The following is a 16396-nucleotide window of genomic DNA, read 5'->3' as shown; positions in this document are numbered from 1 at the left end:
AAGATGTTTAGCGCATATCTTCAGTGCCGGAATATCAGTTCAGTGGATTGGACGCCGTGTTCCTGATCCACTCGGCGTTGTGTGCCCGGAAAGAGCGGACATCGTCTGCCGTTACAGCGCTACCCGTGTTGCCCCAACTATGGCGTATGAATGTCACGACATCGGCAATATCCTGATCGGTCAGGACGTGACCAAATCCCGGCATGGTCAGTGATGATTGCGCCTTGGCGGTAGCGGGTACGCTTGCGCCACGCAGGACGATCAGAATGAGTGATCCGGGATCCTTGTCCATAAGGGTGGGATTACCTGCCAGAGGCGGGAAGGCTGGTGCGTAGCCATGTCCATCAGTGCGATGACAGGCGGCGCACCGATCGACATAGACCTGTGCGCCATGATCCGGCAGATGCCCTTCATGCAGCGCATTGGCTACGGTCATATCGGCCTGCCATGGTGTCTCTTTCTTGCGCGCTGGGAGTTCCGTCTTGAGATAGCGCGCAATGGCGTGGAGATCGGCATCGCTCAGATGTTGTGTGCCATGCACGATGGCTTCGCTCATGCCACCAAATGCCGATCCATGCTGGTTTCGACCGGTGGCAAGGAAGGCCACAATGTCCTCCTCACTCCATCGCCCCAGACCTGTTCTATCGTCCTGCCGGAGATTGACCGGCGTCCAGCCATCCACGGCGCCACCACCTGCCAGATAGGTGGAGCCCTGATCGCTGGACAGCGATTTTTCCTGCATGGTCAGGGCACGGGGCGTGTGGCATGCCCCGCAATGACCGGGACCCTCCACTAGATAGGCCCCGCGCGCGATCTCAGCGGAGCCGAAGGAGCGGTTGGCATTGGCCATCGCAGCCTTGGGCGTGGGCGCAAAGGCCCAGCGCCATAGCGTCATGGGCCAACGCATTGAGAGAGGCCAGGGTATGGTATTTGCTGGCGGGGCTTTGGCGAGTGGCGCGACACCCTCGCGGAAATAGATCCACAGCGCATGGATATCGGCGTCGGTCATGCGCGCGTAGGACGGGAACGGCATGGCCGGATAAAGGGGTTTGCCGTTTCTGCCGATGCCCTTACGGAGGGCTCTGGTGAAGTCGGCTTCAGTATAGGTGCCGATCCCATGCTGCGCATCAGGCGTGATGTTGGGCGCATAGAGTGTGCCGATTGGCAGGACGAAAGGATTGCCACCCGCATAGGGGGCAGAAGGGTCGTGGGTGTGACAGGCTGAACAATCGGCCGCCTCGGCCACGTAACGTCCCTGATCGATCAGGCCGCGGTGATCGGTAGTCTGGGCGTGACCCATCGGCGGGACCGCGAATGTACCGATGAGGGTAAAGCCCGTGGCGAGCAGGAAAGACAGGCGCTTCATCATAGCGAGACCAGCGGGCCGGGCTGTGAGAGATACTGGGTGCGGATATGATACGCCGCCCAGTAAGCCAGGGCCGCAACGGTGCCTGTCGGGTTGTAACCCATGCCCTGGGGAAAGGCATTGGAGCCGATGACAAAAACGTTCGAGACATCCCAGCTCTGCAGGTAGCGGTTCAGGGCGCTGTCCTGTGGGCTTGTACCCATAACCGCCCCTCCGCCCAGATGGGTGGTCTGATAGCGTCGTGTATCGAAGGCCTCCCCATGTTCGAGCCTGCCCAGCTCGTAGCGTCTGGCCCCAAGGGCTTTCATGATCGGTTCGATCTTGCCCACGACATACTGGTTCATGCGGATGTCGTTTTCCTTCCACGTGAAGGTCATGCGCAGAAGTGGCTGGCCGTAACTGTCTTTCCAGGTCGGATCCAGATCAAGATAGACGTCGCGATAGGCCATGTTGCTGCCATGCGCGTCCATGGCCATCGAATGCCTGTAGGTGTCGACAAGCCCCGCCTTGTAGCCGGCTCCCCAGCGCGGGGCGGATTTCCCGCCGCCTGTCATGGCGGCAGCGATCGGTTTGACACCGGCCTGGTTGACCCAGATGGGTGACCCGCCGATGAAGCCCAGCGGGCCGTGATCGAAATTATCGCTGTTGAAATCGTCTATGGCGACGCCTGCGCCGCCTGCCCCGATAAACTGGTTGGTATACTGGTTTTCAGAAAGCCATGCCCGGGACGTTGTGATGGTCTGATAGACGAAATTACGTCCTACCACGCCGGTATTACTGACCGGGTCATAGGGTTTGCCGATACCGGAAAGAAGCATGAGGTGGACATTGTGGAACTGGAAGGCCGCGAGAATGACCAGTTCCGCCTCGATGGTTTTCTCGCGGTTTTCACGTTGGTCGAGATAGGTCACGCCGGTCGCCTTGCGGCGATCGCTGTCCAGATTGACCCTCAACACATGAGCATCGGTAATCAGGGTGAATTCGGGGTCGTTGCGGAGCGCGGGCAGGATATTGATGTTGGGTGATGCCTTGGAATACATGTAGCAGTCGTAGCCGCTACAGTAACCGCAGAAATTGCATGGCCCCATCTGAAGGCCGTAGGTATTCGTATATTGTTTCGAGGCATTTGCGGCTGGCAGGGAATAGGGATGATAGCCAGCCTCCGCACTTGCCTTTCGGAACAGGCTGGCGGTGTAGACATCCCGCATCGCAGGCAGTGGGAAGTTGTCGCTGCGGGACGGGGCGAAAACGTTCCCCTTTCCGATAATCTGCCCGTTGATTTTGTAAGCTTCACCTGAAGTGCCGAAAACCTTTTCCGCCTTGTCGAAAAATGGTTCCAGTTCCTCGTAGGTGACGCCGTAATCTTGCAGATTCATCGTTTCAGGAATGAATTTTGCGCCATAGCGTTCGATGACGTGGCTTTTGAGTCGAAGGTCATCCGGGGCAGCGCGAAAATGCACACCGGACCAGTGCAGACCGGCACCCCCGACGCCTTCACCTGGAAGGAATGCGGCCAGCTGCCTGTAGGGCAGGGCTGTCTGATTGATGGTGTTGCGGATGGTGACGGTCGTTTTGGCCGGGTTCTGGAAAAGGCGATGGCGAATGGCCCCGCGCAATTCGTCGATGGAGCCGGGATATGTTCCTTCATCGGCTGTTTTACGCTCGGGTCCGCGCTCAAGCATGACGACATCTCGCCCTGCCTCGCGCATTTCCTTGGCGAGGATGGCGCCTGCCCAGCCGGCCCCAATGATGACAACGTCAGTCCGTTTTGAAGTCATGCGTCTGATACTCGGTAATAAACGGGGTCAGGCCTTCTGGCCGTCGATTGATACGGGGCCGAAGGGATAGGCCGCCCCTTCCTGATTGACCCAGTCCATGAAATCGGCGCGTGAGCCGGGGAAGCCCAGCAACATCCAGCCTTGCATATGACGATTGCCACCATGGATCGGGTCGGCAAAAGCACCTTCAAGCGTGTTGCGGCGCAGCTGCTCGAAAAACAGACGGGCATTGAAGGCGGGGAAATGGACCGCGCCACCTTCGAACGCGCTCAGAAGTTCAATCTGGATATTCTGCGTCAGGTCGGCAAAATCCTTACCACGCTTTGCATTAGCGTAGTGATTGGCCGCTTCGATACCTTGTCGATAGAGATCACAAGGTGCCAAAGGAAGCTGGTAGCCCAGATTGGCGGGGCCATCCTGAAATGGGCCTTGCATGTACCAGAGTTCGCCGCGGCCGTAGGGGGTTTGCATCTGCCTGTCGATGAATGTCGGCACGCCCAATGCGGTCGCGCCAGGGCCAAACGCGTCATTGGGGTAGATGCAATCGCAGGCGGCATCGAGAAAGCGATGTTCAGCAGGGGAGAAGAAGCGCTTGCCTTCATCCTCGCTGGCGGAGGCCGCAAAGGCTGGTACCTGAAATTCCTGTCCGGCAAGCAGAAAGAAGGCCGTCGTGCCCGCTGCGTTTTTGACGAAGCGTCGGCGTGAGGATGAATGGGCGCTCAATCTGTTCTCCTGACAGAACGACACTGCGTGATTCCCATATCCTGGGCGCAACTTCCTTCTTCGCGATTGCCGGGGGAAATGCAAGCCGCTTTCTGAAGAACCAACCGGTGAGACGGGTCAAGCGTACACCGGTTGGCCTGATAGCGCTGGCTCAGGAATGTTTGGAGGGCAGGGAGAGCGTGCCGGGCTTGGGGGATTTGACAGCAGGTGTTGCCGCAGGCGCACTTGCTGAAGAAGCGTCATCTCCCAGAGGGAAGATGGCGTCTGGCTCCTGAGGTGCAGCAGATTTGACAGATGCAGCCGGCGTCGCGCTGGTGGTGGCCGGTGCAGCCACTGGCGCATTGGCGTTCGTGACGGCGCTGATGGCAGCCGGGGCAGGCAGTGCGGTGCCCGGCCCGATGTCCTGTTGTGTGATAGCTCCCGGAAGCGGGGCGCCGCTCGCGTCGACCAGCCAGTCATGCAGCGATTTCTTGATCTGGAATTCAAGTTCCACATTCATATCCTGCATCATCTGGGTGGTCAGATCGTACAGGACCGCGCGGGATTCCGGATCCTTGTCGCCAGGATTGAGGCTGCGGGTGATATGGGCCAGGGCGTAGCCAGCGCGACCGCCGGAGGGGGCGGAAAGATCGACATGAGCTTCGAGCTCACCGAGTAGCGTTCCCCCGGGTGCATGAAGGATGCTGGCTTTGGTAATCGTGAATGTGCCATTGCCTTCCGAACCGCTTGCAATAAGGCGGTCACGCGCCATCTGCTCGAGCGCCTGCTGAGGGGGCGTGGGCGCCTTGGCGGAGATGTCGCCGGGTGTGCTGCCGGGAGGCGCAGAATCCACGACTTCAATATGCGCCACGTTGAGATGCATCTTGCTCAGATAGCTATAGTCGAGCGGCGCGAAGCTTTGGGGCTCGCTGTCGCCGCAGGCTGTGAGCAGGGGCGAGACACTGCCCAGCAAGAGACAGACTGAACCAAAACGAAGGAAAGACTGAATGCGGGACCGGCTGCGCGACATGATCTGCTCCTGAGGATAGGGCGGTTGTTATTTCTTTTTGACGAGAGAACGCAGCCGATCGATCAGTTTACCCGATGGCTTGGGATCCTTGCTCGTGTCAGCTGGGCTATGCCCCGCCGGTTGATGCTGGTGCAGAAACGCCCAGGATTCGGAAATCATGTCGGCAGATGCGGCATCGGGAACGGCGGGCAGGGGAGCTGAAGGTGCGTTGACCTCGCTCATGAGCGAGGAGGCCTTGCCGAGGCCGTAGTCGCGTGCCTCGAAAGCCTGCGCCTGGGCGATCATCTCGGCGTGCTCGGGCGTGCCGAGATACCAGCCCAGAATAAGAGAGGGCAACATACCGGCCAAAGTCTCGTCGCTGACAACGACATTGGCCTTGGGGCAGTAGAAAGACGGCGGTGCATCGAGCTGCCTTTCCCACCATGCCAGATAAAAAGCGCAATCCAGTTCCGGGTCGTAAAACCGATGGATCAGCTGATGATCAACGACGAACGAGATCTGGGAACGCAGAGGCGCCCCGGAAAACGGCGAAAGAACGACCAGGGTTTCCGGCCCTATGCGCGCGCCAAGCAGTCGTCTGACGTCACGCGCGGAAAGAGGCTTGTCATCGACGCGGGCGATTTCGCGATCCTGCTCGATGAGCGCGGTCTGTACCTGTCTGAGGTCTGCCATCATGCGCACCGACCAGGCGGCGGCAAGCTGCGTCGCGAGAAAGAGCGGCAAGGGGCGGGCGCCACCCAAAGCGGAAGGGGTTGCGCTCAGCGCATTTCTGAACAAGGCGTCGAACCAGGGTGAGACGCTGGAGAGAATATCTGAGGGTTGCAGCCTCTGGACAACTTCGACATGAGAGCCGCAATACTCACGGCTCTCATTAAAATACCATACTGCCTTGCGGTCGCTCAGGGCGTCGCTGAAGGTGACGCAGGTAATATCGTCTGCAAGGGAGATCAGCTCCTGCGGGAGCCACTGATCATAAAGCGAGCCTATGGTCTCACCGTCGATCTGGGCCGTTTTGAGAAAAGCCTCGGCGTTCGTCATCGTGCGATCTCGGTGCGGTCGAAACGAAATCCGACATTGCAGAACTCGCAGTTCATCGTGATCTGACCCTCTTCAGCCATATGGTCGAGATCATCTTCCGGGAAAGTAGAGAGCACACTTGCCAGACGCGCACGGTTGCACCGGCAGCCGAGACTGACCGCTCGCGGACGATCCACGATGACATCCTGTGAGCCGAACAGGCGTTCGATAAGGGTAGTGGCACTCAGCTTGGGGTCGAAAAGCTCGGCGGAGGTCAGGGTATTGCCCAGAACGCTCGCCGTCTCCCAAGCATCCTCATCGCTATCGGCCCCTGATGAAATTCCGCCCTCTTCGGCAATCTTTTCCAGAAGCAGAGCCCCGGCCTGCCAGCCATCCGGGGTCTTTTCGCAATAAAGGCGCATCCAGCACTGATGCTGCTCACTGGTGGCGAAATAATGCATGGCCATATCGGCAAGGGTTTCGCCCTCGAGCGCTACAATGCCCTGATGGCGCTCGGTGTGAGCCCCCTGATCAATCGTGAACGCGAAATATCCCTCGCCGAGAAGCGAGCGGGCCGACCCGGTTTCGAGCGTGTCGGGCGACCGCAGATAAAACCGCAATTCACCGGCGTCGGTGCAATCGGTCACCAGCATGGAGACCGGACCATCGCCCTTGATCTGTAGCGAGAATGATCCCTTGAACTTCAAACCGGCACTCAGGCCGGCAACAAGCGAGAGCGCTTCGCCGGCAAGAATGCGGCCGTCATCCGGAATATCGTGACGCGTCAGCATGATGTCAGCCAGCTTGCCAAGCCGTACCAGTCGCCCACGCACCGGTCGCTTCGCCAGATGAAATGGCGTGATGCCATGCGAGATCACGAGATCAGGCACTTCATCCGGGCGTTGCGTATCAAGAAAGGCAGGTGTCTCGATCATCTGTGCTTCAACAATTACTTCATACTCAGGGTGAAACCATCACCCGACCGGATCAGGCCGGGCTACCGAAGTCGCGCCAGTTCTCGCCCCCAAGAACCCAGAGCAGAAGACCTTTCTGGGCATGGAGGCGGTTTTCGGCCTCGTCAAACACAACGGAGGCCGGGCTTTCAAACACGTCTTCGGTCACTTCCTCACCGATATGGGCAGGCAGGCAGTGCATGAACAGGGCCCCTCCGGGCGCTTTCTGCATCAGGGCCGTATTGACTTGGAAAGGGCGCAGAGTGTTCAGACGCACCGCCGATTCCTCATCGGACATGCTGGTCCATGTATCGGTTACGATGCAGCCCGCCTCCCTGACGGCCTCGATGGGGTCATGAACAAGGCGGATGTTCCCCCCTTCAGCGCGCGCCCAGTCCAGAACGTCCTGACGGGGCTTCATGGATTCGGGCGTTGCAAGGGTGAGAGAGAACCCGAAGCGGACGGCGCCTTCGATCAGGGATGCAGCCACGTTGTTGCCATCACCGATCCATGCCCAGTGCGAGCCCGCGACAGGACCGCGATGCTCTTCATAGGTCATGATATCCGCCAGGATCTGCACGGGATGCGAGTCCGGAGTCAGCCCGTTGACGACGGGAATGGAGCTCCAGCGCACCAGTTCGCCCAGCATATCCGTCTCGCCGGTGCGGACAACGAGAACGTCCAGAAAGCGCGAAAGAACTCGCGCCGTATCGGCGAGGCTTTCGCCTCTGCCGATCTGCATGTCTGACGGCGACAGCACAGAGACATCGCCGCCCAGTTGACGCATGCCAACCTCGAAAGAGAGGCGTGTACGTGTGGAAGGCTTGGACAGCATCAGCCCAAGCGTACGTCCGGCTAGCGGGTGCGCGGGATGCATCGGAGCGCGGCGGTTATTCTGCATCGCCTTGACCGCACGACCGACATCGATGATGTCGCGCAGCGTGGCGCTGTCGAGGTCGCGCAGGTCGAGGAAGTGGCGGATCGGTGTATGAGCGCTGGCGTTCGTCTGAATGGTCATGCCTGGCTCTCCGTCCGGCTGTTCGTCTTGTTGTCTGATGTCGCGTCTTCCTGCGCTTCCAGTGCCCGGGCCGCTTGTGAGAGAATGCCGCAGGCTCCGCGACAGTCTTCCTGGGTCACAACCAGCGGCGGCAGGAGCCGCAGCACATTCTCACCTGCTGTCACGGTGAGGAGGCCTTCAGCCAAGACCTGAGCCTGAACCTGGGCAACAGGCATTCTGCATTTCAGACCCCACATCAGACCGCGGCCACGGGCAAGCTCGAATACGCGCGGATGATCATGCACCAGAGCCGCCAGTTCATTGCCGAGCATGGTGCCCTTTTGCGCGACCTCATCGAGGAAGCCATCGGCAAGAATGACATCCAGCACGGCGTTGCCAGCAGCACAGGCCAGCGGATTGCCGCCAAAAGTCGTGCCATGCGAACCTGCACCCATCGATGCAGCAACTTCCTCACTGGCAAGAATGGCCCCCATGGGGAAACCACCAGCAATGCCCTTGGCCACCGAGATGACATCAGGTGTGACGCCATACCACTCATGAGCAAAGAGTTTGCCGGTGCGGCCCATGCCGGTCTGAACCTCGTCCAGCGCAAGGATCAGGCCAAATTCGTCGCAAACCTGGCGCAGCCCGGTCATGAACTGCGGATCAGCCTGCTTGATGCCTGTCTCGCCCTGGATGGGCTCGATCATGATGCCGGCTGTCTCGGGCGTGATGGCGGCACGCAGCGCATTCATGTTGTTGAAGGGGACGTGATCGAAGCCCTCGACAGGGGCACCGAAGCCTTCGAGATAGGCCGGGTTGCCCGTGGCGGCGATCATGGCAAGCGTGCGCCCGTGAAAGGCTCCGTTGCAGCAGATGATGCGCGTACGCTTGGGATGACCGCGACCTGCCTGGGTCTTACGGATCATCTTGACCATGCCTTCATTGGCTTCTGCGCCGGAATTGCAGAAGAAGACGCTGTCGGCAAAGGAGTGAGCAACCAGCCTGTCGGCCAGTTTCTCGGCCTGCGGGATGCGATACAGGTTGGACACGTGCATGACGCGTGCGGCCTGTTCGGCGATCGCCTTGACCAGCCCCTCATGACCATGCCCGAGCGACGAGACGGCAATACCCGCCCCGAAATCGAGAAATCGTCGCCCGTCAGCCGTGTACAAGCAAGCGCCCTGACCATGCTCGAAAGCAAGGTCGACTCGTTTGAATGTTGGCATCAGAGCGGAAATCATGGCGATATGAGAGCCCGGTTGAAATGGATTGGAAAGACGCAACAACAAGATCCCCGCACCTGAGCAATCAGGGCAGGGCACGGGCTGCTGCCTTACCATGATGGGGTTAATCCCCCCGGTTCGTCAAATTCAGTCTGTTATGGCGTGATAAAACAGGTCGCGCGCCAGCCAGCATCCGACACGTATGCCGCGCAGGGCCTGAGCCGCATCCCGCTGGAAAGAGAGCGTCCAGTACCCCGGCGGCGAATGATCGAGCGCACGCAGACACGGGATAAGCCAGACATCATCCCCAAGCGGCAGAAGCCGCTCCATGCGCCCTTGCCCCAGCATGCCCGAGAAGGCGCCATAGAGCGCGCCGCCTGCATCGGACAGGGTCAGGATGCTGTCGAGTTCCTCACACAGATACCTCCCTGCCAGATCCTGATGCGATTGTGTCATGGCCAGACGCGACAGGATACGCCGGGTATTTTCCTGTGGACGGTCCATGATCAGTCCGTGCTCGGGGTGCCTGTCATCCTGAAATGTCAGGGTGGTGCCGTCGCGACCGGCACCGCTCTGGGTCCAGTTATCCAGGCGCTCGGGCGGATAGGCATAACGAAGTGCCAGAGCGCTGCCTGACGCGCCATTCTGATCTGAAGACGTGATCGTGGCCGAAAGACCGGTCTGCGCGTCAAGATAATGCCCGATTATGGCCGGGTTGCCGGGCACCCTGGCAGGCGGGGATGGGGGGATGCCGAGCGCGGCCCCAGCCAGTTCTGCCGCCGCCGAATGTGCCTCTGACATGTGGTTGAACATGACCACAACCGACAGCCGTTCCTGTGCCAGATGCAGTCTGTGGCTACGCCAGCCGCGCAGGGCGCCGCCGTGTCCGGTCATGGCGTGGCCAAACAGGCGTCCGCGCTGCAACCCGAAGCCGTAGCGGGCAGGGGTGCCATCGCCAAAGGTCACGGGCGCGCTGAGCCGGTTATAAAACCCTTGGGGATCATCGCGCTGGGCGTCGATCGCACATTCCCAGGCAATCATATCGTCCAGGCTGGCCCCCAGCCCGGCATCGCCCGTCCAGAAGATGTTGTTGACCGCCTGACGATAGCCGGTGGCTTCACTGCCCTCATAGCCTTGCGTTCCGTCCGGCATGGATTGCGTGTTTGCCGCTAGAAAGGCGCTTTTCATGCCATAGCGTTCGAAAATTCGTGTGCGCAGCAATTCGGCAAAGCTCTGTCCTGTGCAGGCCTCAAGCGCTTCGGAAATGAGATGGAAGTTCTGGTTGACGTAGGAGTAGCTGGTGCCGGGCCTGAAATGCAGGGATCTGGTGCCGGCAATCACCCGTCGTGCCTCTGCCAGGCCAAAAACCGATTCCGTAGGGGCGCCATGCAGCATGGCCACCGCCCAGTAATCACGCAGACCTGACTGGTTGTGAGCGAGGTGAAAAATGTCCGGCGGTGGCTCCTGCAGCAAGGGCAGGCGAGAGGCGATGACGGCATCCAGCCGGGCCTTGTCCGTTACGGCGTCGAGCAGGGCGCAGGTGAACTGCTTCGTGATCGAGCACATGCGAAACAGTGTCTGCGGCGTGAATGGCGTACGGGTTTCGGCGTTGGCAAAGCCCCAGCTATGTCGCGCAATGATCTCGCCCTTTTGGATCACCGCTGCTGCCCCGCCGGGCCCCGGATAGGCAGAGGGCAGGGTCGCGAGAACACGATCGAGCAGAGCGTGAGGCATGGGGAATCTCCGGTGGGTTTTTACCATGTTGCTGCCATGAAATTATGGCACAATCCTTTCATGTCAGCGATTCCGGATCAGACTCCCCCGCCGACAGCGGAAACCCTGCGTGAGGCGGCCCTGCGTCATCTGGCGCGCTTTGCCGCGACCGAACAGGGGCTTGCGCAGGTGCTCGACCGCGCCGTGATGCGCTGGGCGCGTAAATTCGCCACACAGGGAGGCGAGACAGACCAGATCGACTCAGAGCGCGAGAAAAGCCGCGCCGTTATTGCCGCAATCGTGAGCGATATGCGTCGTATCGGCGCACTGGATGATGCCGCCTTCGCGCGTTCCCGCTCACTCAGCCTGACCCGGTCCGGGCGGTCCCGCCGTGCCGTGGCGGCCAGCCTCACCCAGAAAGGGATCGGGGCCGAGACGTTGGGCGAAGCGATGGAAGAGGCTCTCGGCCATCGGCATGACGACGAAGCAAAGGAGCGTGAGCTGGCGGCAGCCCTTGTTCTGGCCCGCAAGCGTCGGCTTGGCCCCTTCAGCCGGGATGAGGGCGAGATGGCCCGCAGTGACGCAGGGGAGGTTCATCAGCGGGCCCTGGCGATTTTTGCCCGCGCCGGATTTGGCCGAGATGTGGCCGAACAGGCGCTGGCTCTGGATCTGACAGAAGCGGAGGATCGCGTCATGGCGCTCAAATCGTCATGAGAGACACTGGGTTGGAAAGAAAGACCTTGCGCAAATTGAGCCCGTTTCTGGGGCGTGGGTTTGGGCTGGGCCTGTGTCTGGGGCTCGCAGCCTGTGGGGGTGGCCCGCGGGAATATAGCCGCGCCAGTTTCAATGGCCCGCTCCAGTGCGCACCTTATGCACGAGCCAAGACAGGCGTGGCACTTTATGGGGCTGCATCATCATGGTGGCGTGGTGCCTCAGGCAAATACCGGCGAACGCAGACGCCGGCGCAGGGCGAGATCCTTGTGTTTCGTTCGACCGGGCGCCTGCCATCAGGTCATGTTTCTGTGGTGCGCAGTACGGTCTCGTCGCGCAAGATCCTCGTGGAACATGCCAATTGGGAGCCGGGCCGGATTGATCGATCCGTGCCGGTCATTGATGTCTCTCCCGGGAATGACTGGTCTCTCGTGCGCGTTTACTGGGCCCCCATCAGGAGCCTTGGTGCGCGTGCCTATCCCACTTACGGCTTTATCGTACCGCGTGATCTGGACGATATTGCGCGCTTGCAAGTGGCGCGTGATCACGCCATGTGAGAAGCGAGAAAAAAGACGGCTGGATGGTCCCGTCACACAAGGAGAGAGATTATGGGTAGCATGAGTCCCCTGCACTGGCTGATAGTGCTTGCCGTTGTGCTCATCCTGTTCGGTGGTGGCAGCAAGATCAGCGGGCTGATGGGCGACTTTGCGAAGGGCATCAAATCCTTCAAGAAGAACATGGCCGAAGACGAATCCATGGACACCCATCCGGCCCAGCCCAACGGGCAGATTGCCCCCCCGCCGCATGGCAATGCCCAGGGCGCGTCTCAGGGTGTTCCCCACGGGAATTTTCAGGCACCCCAGTACACGCCTCCGGTTTCCGGCGGCAGTGTGAACAACACCAATCACTGAGCTGTTCATGACCGAGGTTTCTGACCGGCTCTGGTCGGGTGCTGTGCAGGATGTGATCCGGGCCGGACAGCGAATGGACCAGCGCGGCTGGGTTCCTGCCACGGCGGGCAATCTGAGCCGACGCCTGTCTGACGGGCGCATCGCGATTACACGCTCCGGAGGTCACAAGGGCTTCCTGGCCGAGCAGGATGTGATCGAGATCGACCCGCAGGGGCACCCGCTTGATGCGACGCAAAAGGCCAGTGCCGAGACATTGCTGCACACACAGCTTTACGCTTTCGATCCTTCGGTCGGGGCAGTGCTGCATGGTCATTCTGTTGCAGCAACCGTGCTTTCCATGGTGATGCCGGGGGCGTCCCTCACTTTGGCGGGTTACGAACTGCTGAAGGTTTTCGAGGGTCAATCGACCCACGCGACGTCCATTGACGTGCCTGTTTTCGACAACGACCAGGATATCGCAAGGCTGGCAGGCGTCGTCGCGCCCTCACTCGGAAAAATGCCTGCGGGCTATATCATCCGGGGACATGGTGTTTATGTCTGGGGGCGGGACATGGCGATGGCGCTGGCCCGTCTCGAAGGGCTGGAATTCCTGCTGGCCTGCGAACTCGAAAGGCGGAAAGCATGAGCCGACTGACGATCTATCGCGATGACGCGCCTGAGACCATTCTGCTCGATACGCAGGATGGACGTGAAATCGTAGAGACGCTGCGCCCTCTGAATGTGCGTTTCGAGCGCTGGCAGTCCCCCGTGACGCCGGCGAAGGACGCGCCCCCTGAGGAAATTCTGGAGGCGTATCGCCCCTATCTCGACGGGCTGATGGGTGAGACTGGTGCAGGCAGTGCCGACGTGGTGCGGTTTGACCGCCACACCCCCCAGATTGCCGCCATGCGCGAGAAATACCTGTCTGAGCATACCCATAGCGAAGATGAGGTTCGTTTCTTCGTGCATGGGCAGGGGGCCTTCGTGCTCCATGTGGGCGACAAGGTCTATTCCGTGCTCTGTGTCCAGGGTGATCTGATTTCCGTCCCGGCGGGAACGCCTCACTGGTTCGATGCTGGTCTGTCGCCCGACGTCGTTGCGCTGCGCGTCTTCACAGACACGACAGGCTGGGTTGCCGATTATACCGGTGACGAGATTGCCCGTCGTTTTCCCGTCACGATTCCGGATATTGCCGCATGAGCGCTATTCGTCTGATTCTGCTCGATATCGAGGGAACAACCCTGCCGATTTCCTTCGTCAAGGATGTGCTGTTTCCGTATTCGGACAAGGTCATGCCCGATCTGCTGCGCGAAAAGGCCAGCGATCCGCTGGTCAAGGTCGCGCTGGCCGATATCGAGGCGGCCAATCCAGGATGTGATCCTGTGGCGCAGCTCCATGACTGGACGGTACGCGACGAGAAGGTGGCCCCTCTGAAGTCCCTGCAAGGCCTTGCCTGGAAAACGGGTTTCGAAAGCGGTGAACTCAAGGCCCGTCTCTACCCAGACGTACCCTCTGCCCTGAGGGCGTGGCACAAGGCAGGGTTGCGCCTTGCGGTGTACTCTTCGGGCTCTGCCAGCGCACAGCGCCTGCTCTATGGCTATTCTGATGCGGGTGATCTGACAGATCTGTTTGAGGCATTTTACGACCTCGATATTGGCGGCAAGAAGATTGCCGAAAGCTATCGCGAGATTGCTGCTCGGGCAGGTGTTGCCCCCGAAGAGATCCTGTTCCTTTCCGATGTGGGGGCCGAACTCGACGCCGCTCTTGAGGCCGGGCTCAAGGTTTGCCAGCTTGTTCGTGCCGAGGATGGCACCCAGCCTCATGCAGGTGTTCGTCAGGCTATCGACCTGGCAGGTGTCAGCCGACAGTTCGAGCTGCCGGTTTCATGACCCTGTACGAGAACTGGACGGCGATACCCGCAAAAGCCCGTGGTGCCGCCGTAGCTCTCGGTAATTTCGATGGTGTGCATCTCGGGCATGTCCATCTTCTCAGATCCCTTCACGGTGCGCGGCCCGACCTGGCGCTTGGGGCAGTCACCTTCGAGCCGCATCCGCGCGAGTATTTTCGTCCTCAGGACCCCCCCCTGCGTCTCATGCTGCCCGAGACAAGAGCCTTCTTTCTGCATGAGCAGGGCGTACGCTCCATCTTCCAGCTGCCGTTCGATGCCGATTTCAGTCATCTGAGCCCGGACCAGTTTGTCGAGGATGTGCTTCACAGCGCGCTGGGCGTTCAGCATGTGGCTTGCGGGCCTGATTTCGCTTTTGGCCATCGCAGAGCGGGCAATATCGACTACCTCGCGCGCAAGCTCGAGACGCTCGGTATCGGGCTGACTGTGGTGCCGCCCCTGACCGATATCAGCGGTCCTTTTTCGTCCTCACGAATCCGGCGTCTGCTACAGGAAGGTTACCCCGAGCGCGCCGCTGAGGAACTCGGCCGGTCATGGTTCATCCGGGGCGAGGTCGCCCATGGCGATAAACGCGGGCGCCTTCTCGGTTTTCCTACGGCCAATATTCCCCTCGGACGACATATTGAACCCGCACGTGGTGTTTATGCCGTGACAGTGCGCCACCCTGACGGAAGGATCAGCCCGGGTGTCGCAAATATTGGCCGCCGTCCGACAATCAATGACGGGCAGGAAAGTCGGCTCGAGGCGCATCTTTTCGACCTGAATGAAGATCTTTACGGTCAGACGCTTGAGGTCAGCCTGCACAAGCTTCTGCGTGATGAGCGTCGGTTCAACGGCCTTGACGAACTGAAGGCACAGATTGCCGAGGATGCTGCAAGCGCACGTCTCGTGCTTTCCGCTCTTCCTTGATTGAACACGCGAGACCCTGGTTTTGTCTGACAGAAGTCTGATCAGGGGCATCAATCACGTCACGCTCTGTGTTCGCGATCTTGATCGGTCAATTCCGTTTTATCGCGATCTTCTTGGCTGCGCCCTTCGTGAGAGATGGGAGAAGGGAGCGTATCTCGAGGCTGGCTCCCTTTGGCTTTGTCTTGAGTTGCTGCCTGACTCGCAAGCCATTTCCCGGCGTGATGACTCCCATCTGGCTTTCACTGTCGAGCCCGCAGGATTTGCCCCGATGTGTGAAAGGCTCCTCGGCAAAGTAACGCTCTGGAAGCAGAACAGAAGCGAAGGCGATTCGCTCTATTTTCTCGATCCTGATGGTCACAAGCTCGAAATCCATGTGGGATCGCTTTCGACCCGTTTGCGATCGCTCCAGGCCGCATCAGGCGGGGATCATTGAACGATGACCCCGACAGGAAAGGCCTGAGGAGGACTTGCCTTTTTTGTGAAGTTTTATATGTTTTATCTCACATGACTTGATGTTATAGATTACCCACGGTTAATGAGGCGTGGGAGGCTGTCATGTTCGGTGCGATGCAAATGTATCAGATGCAGGCAATGGAACAGCATATTGCCCAAAAAGAGAACCGCCGCCGTGAGAGCGTTTCACGCTTGATGCGCCTGCGCGATTTCCTGCGGCAGGACTTGGCTTCACTTGGTGAGCAGATCGACACGACACTCGATGCCGTCTGTTCCGGGCCTGGTCTTCCGACGACGAGAATTCGCCGCTCGTAAGGCCGATAGAGAGCGGGCTGGGGTTGTGATCGGGGTGCGCCTGGTCAGTTGACGATCGTGCATGAAAACGGGGTCTGGAGAACGCGATAGAACTCCTTGCCATGCAGGAAAAAAATCAGTCTTAGCGACATATTTCCATCCATCAGAAACTTCAGATTGGTGTTGCAGTAACGATTGGCTGTCGCGTCATAGAGAAGCTGTTTGAGCTTGTCTCTGGAGAACGCCTGGATACAGTTGTCAGCCTCCCGGGTCAGTTCGATTTCCTCAACGAGAATCCGCCCATCGCGACTGGCCGCCGTGATCGTTTCCATCTCATTTTCATAATCGGGTGCTTTTTTGTTGAGAACGGCAACCACCCTGTCGATCTGTGCAATCGTGATTTCAGTATCGAATTTGAACTATCCAGCACGAGACTCTGTACATGCCAGGC

Annotated in this window: 19 protein-coding genes; 9 read left to right on the top strand and 10 right to left on the bottom strand. The window is 59.6% G+C overall.

Translation table 11 applies throughout. The annotated features are described in order from the left end of the window. Positions 1 to 34 precede the first annotated feature (34 nt). The 9 genes from Asbog_RS12495 to Asbog_RS12455 form a co-directional block, all read right to left on the bottom strand. Positions 35 to 1366, bottom strand: coding sequence for a c-type cytochrome (locus Asbog_RS12495; protein WP_083511010.1), 1332 nt, complete (start codon positions 1364 to 1366; stop codon positions 35 to 37). After that, positions 1366 to 3144 (bottom strand): GMC family oxidoreductase, encoded by a 1779-nt coding sequence (locus tag Asbog_RS12490; RefSeq protein ID WP_062165376.1) that lies wholly within the window; start codon positions 3142 to 3144, stop codon positions 1366 to 1368. The genes Asbog_RS12495 and Asbog_RS12490 overlap by 1 nt, the downstream gene beginning before the upstream one ends. A gap of 27 nt (positions 3145 to 3171) precedes the next feature. Further along, positions 3172 to 3867, bottom strand: a complete 696-nt coding sequence (locus Asbog_RS12485; protein WP_062165375.1) for a gluconate 2-dehydrogenase subunit 3 family protein — start codon at positions 3865 to 3867, stop codon at positions 3172 to 3174. A 151-nt stretch (positions 3868 to 4018) separates the two neighbouring features. Beyond that, positions 4019 to 4876 carry a hypothetical protein gene (locus tag Asbog_RS12480; protein ID WP_062165374.1) on the bottom strand — a complete coding sequence of 286 codons (858 nt, stop codon included), beginning with the start codon at positions 4874 to 4876 and terminating at the stop codon, positions 4019 to 4021. A gap of 27 nt (positions 4877 to 4903) precedes the next feature. Then, positions 4904 to 5914 (bottom strand): hypothetical protein, encoded by a 1011-nt coding sequence (locus tag Asbog_RS12475; RefSeq protein WP_062165373.1) that lies wholly within the window; start codon positions 5912 to 5914, stop codon positions 4904 to 4906. Beyond that, positions 5911 to 6828, bottom strand: coding sequence for an Hsp33 family molecular chaperone HslO (gene hslO / locus Asbog_RS12470; RefSeq protein ID WP_031241176.1), 918 nt, complete (start codon positions 6826 to 6828; stop codon positions 5911 to 5913). The genes Asbog_RS12475 and hslO overlap by 4 nt, the downstream gene beginning before the upstream one ends. 52 nt (positions 6829 to 6880) lie before the next feature. After that, a complete protein-coding gene (gene argF, locus Asbog_RS12465) occupies positions 6881 to 7864 on the bottom strand; it encodes an ornithine carbamoyltransferase (protein ID WP_062165372.1) in 984 nt (327 codons plus the stop codon). Beyond that, positions 7861 to 9087: an aspartate aminotransferase family protein gene (locus Asbog_RS12460; RefSeq protein ID WP_062165371.1), complete on the bottom strand. Its 1227-nt coding sequence runs from the start codon at positions 9085 to 9087 to the stop codon at positions 7861 to 7863. The genes argF and Asbog_RS12460 overlap by 4 nt, the downstream gene beginning before the upstream one ends. Positions 9088 to 9216: 129 nt before the next feature. After that, positions 9217 to 10803: a D-aminopeptidase gene (locus Asbog_RS12455; RefSeq protein ID WP_062165370.1), complete on the bottom strand. Its 1587-nt coding sequence runs from the start codon at positions 10801 to 10803 to the stop codon at positions 9217 to 9219. Positions 10804 to 10863: 60 nt separating this feature from the next. On the opposite strand from Asbog_RS12455, the gene Asbog_RS12450 reads away from it, so the two are divergent. The 9 genes from Asbog_RS12450 (at position 10864) to Asbog_RS12410 (ending at position 15966) form a co-directional block, all read left to right on the top strand. Further along, complete coding sequence (locus Asbog_RS12450; protein WP_062166003.1) at positions 10864 to 11496, top strand: regulatory protein RecX; 633 nt, start codon at positions 10864 to 10866, stop codon at positions 11494 to 11496. Positions 11497 to 11543: 47 nt separating this feature from the next. Then, positions 11544 to 12050, top strand: a complete 507-nt coding sequence (locus Asbog_RS12445) for a CHAP domain-containing protein (RefSeq protein WP_371861673.1) — start codon at positions 11544 to 11546, stop codon at positions 12048 to 12050. Between the two features lie 51 nt (positions 12051 to 12101). Beyond that, positions 12102 to 12404 (top strand): twin-arginine translocase TatA/TatE family subunit, encoded by a 303-nt coding sequence (locus tag Asbog_RS14305; RefSeq protein ID WP_146926528.1) that lies wholly within the window; start codon positions 12102 to 12104, stop codon positions 12402 to 12404. Positions 12405 to 12411: 7 nt separating this feature from the next. Then, positions 12412 to 13029 carry a methylthioribulose 1-phosphate dehydratase gene (locus Asbog_RS12435; RefSeq protein WP_062165369.1) on the top strand — a complete coding sequence of 206 codons (618 nt, stop codon included), beginning with the start codon at positions 12412 to 12414 and terminating at the stop codon, positions 13027 to 13029. Next, entirely contained in the window at positions 13026 to 13583 is a 558-nt protein-coding gene (locus tag Asbog_RS12430) for a 1,2-dihydroxy-3-keto-5-methylthiopentene dioxygenase (RefSeq protein ID WP_062165368.1), read from the top strand. The genes Asbog_RS12435 and Asbog_RS12430 overlap by 4 nt, the downstream gene beginning before the upstream one ends. Next, positions 13580 to 14272 (top strand): acireductone synthase, encoded by a 693-nt coding sequence (gene mtnC, locus Asbog_RS12425; RefSeq protein WP_062165367.1) that lies wholly within the window; start codon positions 13580 to 13582, stop codon positions 14270 to 14272. The genes Asbog_RS12430 and mtnC overlap by 4 nt, the downstream gene beginning before the upstream one ends. After that, a complete protein-coding gene (locus Asbog_RS12420) occupies positions 14269 to 15198 on the top strand; it encodes a bifunctional riboflavin kinase/FAD synthetase (RefSeq protein WP_062165366.1) in 930 nt (309 codons plus the stop codon). The genes mtnC and Asbog_RS12420 overlap by 4 nt, the downstream gene beginning before the upstream one ends. A gap of 37 nt (positions 15199 to 15235) precedes the next feature. After that, on the top strand, positions 15236 to 15631 hold the full coding sequence (locus Asbog_RS12415; protein ID WP_062165999.1) for a fosfomycin resistance glutathione transferase: 396 nt from the start codon (positions 15236 to 15238) through the stop codon (positions 15629 to 15631). Positions 15632 to 15753: 122 nt separating this feature from the next. After that, on the top strand, positions 15754 to 15966 hold the full coding sequence (locus Asbog_RS12410; RefSeq protein ID WP_023979346.1) for a hypothetical protein: 213 nt from the start codon (positions 15754 to 15756) through the stop codon (positions 15964 to 15966). A gap of 44 nt (positions 15967 to 16010) precedes the next feature. Here Asbog_RS12410 and Asbog_RS12405 read toward each other — a convergent pair whose 3' ends face one another. Beyond that, entirely contained in the window at positions 16011 to 16277 is a 267-nt protein-coding gene (locus Asbog_RS12405) for a hypothetical protein (RefSeq protein ID WP_146926526.1), read from the bottom strand. Positions 16278 to 16396 lie beyond the last annotated feature (119 nt).

This window comes from Asaia bogorensis NBRC 16594 (assembly GCF_001547995.1).
Taxonomy (GTDB): domain Bacteria; phylum Pseudomonadota; class Alphaproteobacteria; order Acetobacterales; family Acetobacteraceae; genus Asaia; species Asaia bogorensis.
The sequence above is the reverse complement of the archived record's forward strand: the minus strand, read 5'-3'. Positions and strand labels throughout refer to the sequence as shown.

What these genes read in the sequence shown, in the direction of transcription:
- Asbog_RS12495 (WP_083511010.1), bottom strand. Translation starts at nt 1,366, where the DNA reads ATGAAGCGCCTGTCTTTCCTGCTCGCCACGGGCTTTACCCTCATCGGT.
- Asbog_RS12490 (WP_062165376.1), bottom strand. Translation starts at nt 3,144, where the DNA reads ATGACTTCAAAACGGACTGACGTTGTCATCATTGGGGCCGGCTGGGCA.
- Asbog_RS12480 (WP_062165374.1), bottom strand. Translation starts at nt 4,876, where the DNA reads ATGTCGCGCAGCCGGTCCCGCATTCAGTCTTTCCTTCGTTTTGGTTCA.
- Asbog_RS12475 (WP_062165373.1), bottom strand. Translation starts at nt 5,914, where the DNA reads ATGACGAACGCCGAGGCTTTTCTCAAAACGGCCCAGATCGACGGTGAG.
- hslO (WP_031241176.1), bottom strand. Translation starts at nt 6,828, where the DNA reads ATGATCGAGACACCTGCCTTTCTTGATACGCAACGCCCGGATGAAGTG.
- argF (WP_062165372.1), bottom strand. Translation starts at nt 7,864, where the DNA reads ATGACCATTCAGACGAACGCCAGCGCTCATACACCGATCCGCCACTTC.
- Asbog_RS12460 (WP_062165371.1), bottom strand. Translation starts at nt 9,087, where the DNA reads ATGATTTCCGCTCTGATGCCAACATTCAAACGAGTCGACCTTGCTTTC.
- Asbog_RS12455 (WP_062165370.1), bottom strand. Translation starts at nt 10,803, where the DNA reads ATGCCTCACGCTCTGCTCGATCGTGTTCTCGCGACCCTGCCCTCTGCC.
- Asbog_RS12450 (WP_062166003.1), top strand. Translation starts at nt 10,864, where the DNA reads ATGTCAGCGATTCCGGATCAGACTCCCCCGCCGACAGCGGAAACCCTG.
- Asbog_RS14305 (WP_146926528.1), top strand. Translation starts at nt 12,102, where the DNA reads ATGGGTAGCATGAGTCCCCTGCACTGGCTGATAGTGCTTGCCGTTGTG.
- Asbog_RS12435 (WP_062165369.1), top strand. Translation starts at nt 12,412, where the DNA reads ATGACCGAGGTTTCTGACCGGCTCTGGTCGGGTGCTGTGCAGGATGTG.
- Asbog_RS12430 (WP_062165368.1), top strand. Translation starts at nt 13,026, where the DNA reads ATGAGCCGACTGACGATCTATCGCGATGACGCGCCTGAGACCATTCTG.
- mtnC (WP_062165367.1), top strand. Translation starts at nt 13,580, where the DNA reads ATGAGCGCTATTCGTCTGATTCTGCTCGATATCGAGGGAACAACCCTG.
- Asbog_RS12420 (WP_062165366.1), top strand. Translation starts at nt 14,269, where the DNA reads ATGACCCTGTACGAGAACTGGACGGCGATACCCGCAAAAGCCCGTGGT.
- Asbog_RS12410 (WP_023979346.1), top strand. Translation starts at nt 15,754, where the DNA reads ATGTTCGGTGCGATGCAAATGTATCAGATGCAGGCAATGGAACAGCAT.
- Asbog_RS12405 (WP_146926526.1), bottom strand. Translation starts at nt 16,277, where the DNA reads ATGGAAACGATCACGGCGGCCAGTCGCGATGGGCGGATTCTCGTTGAG.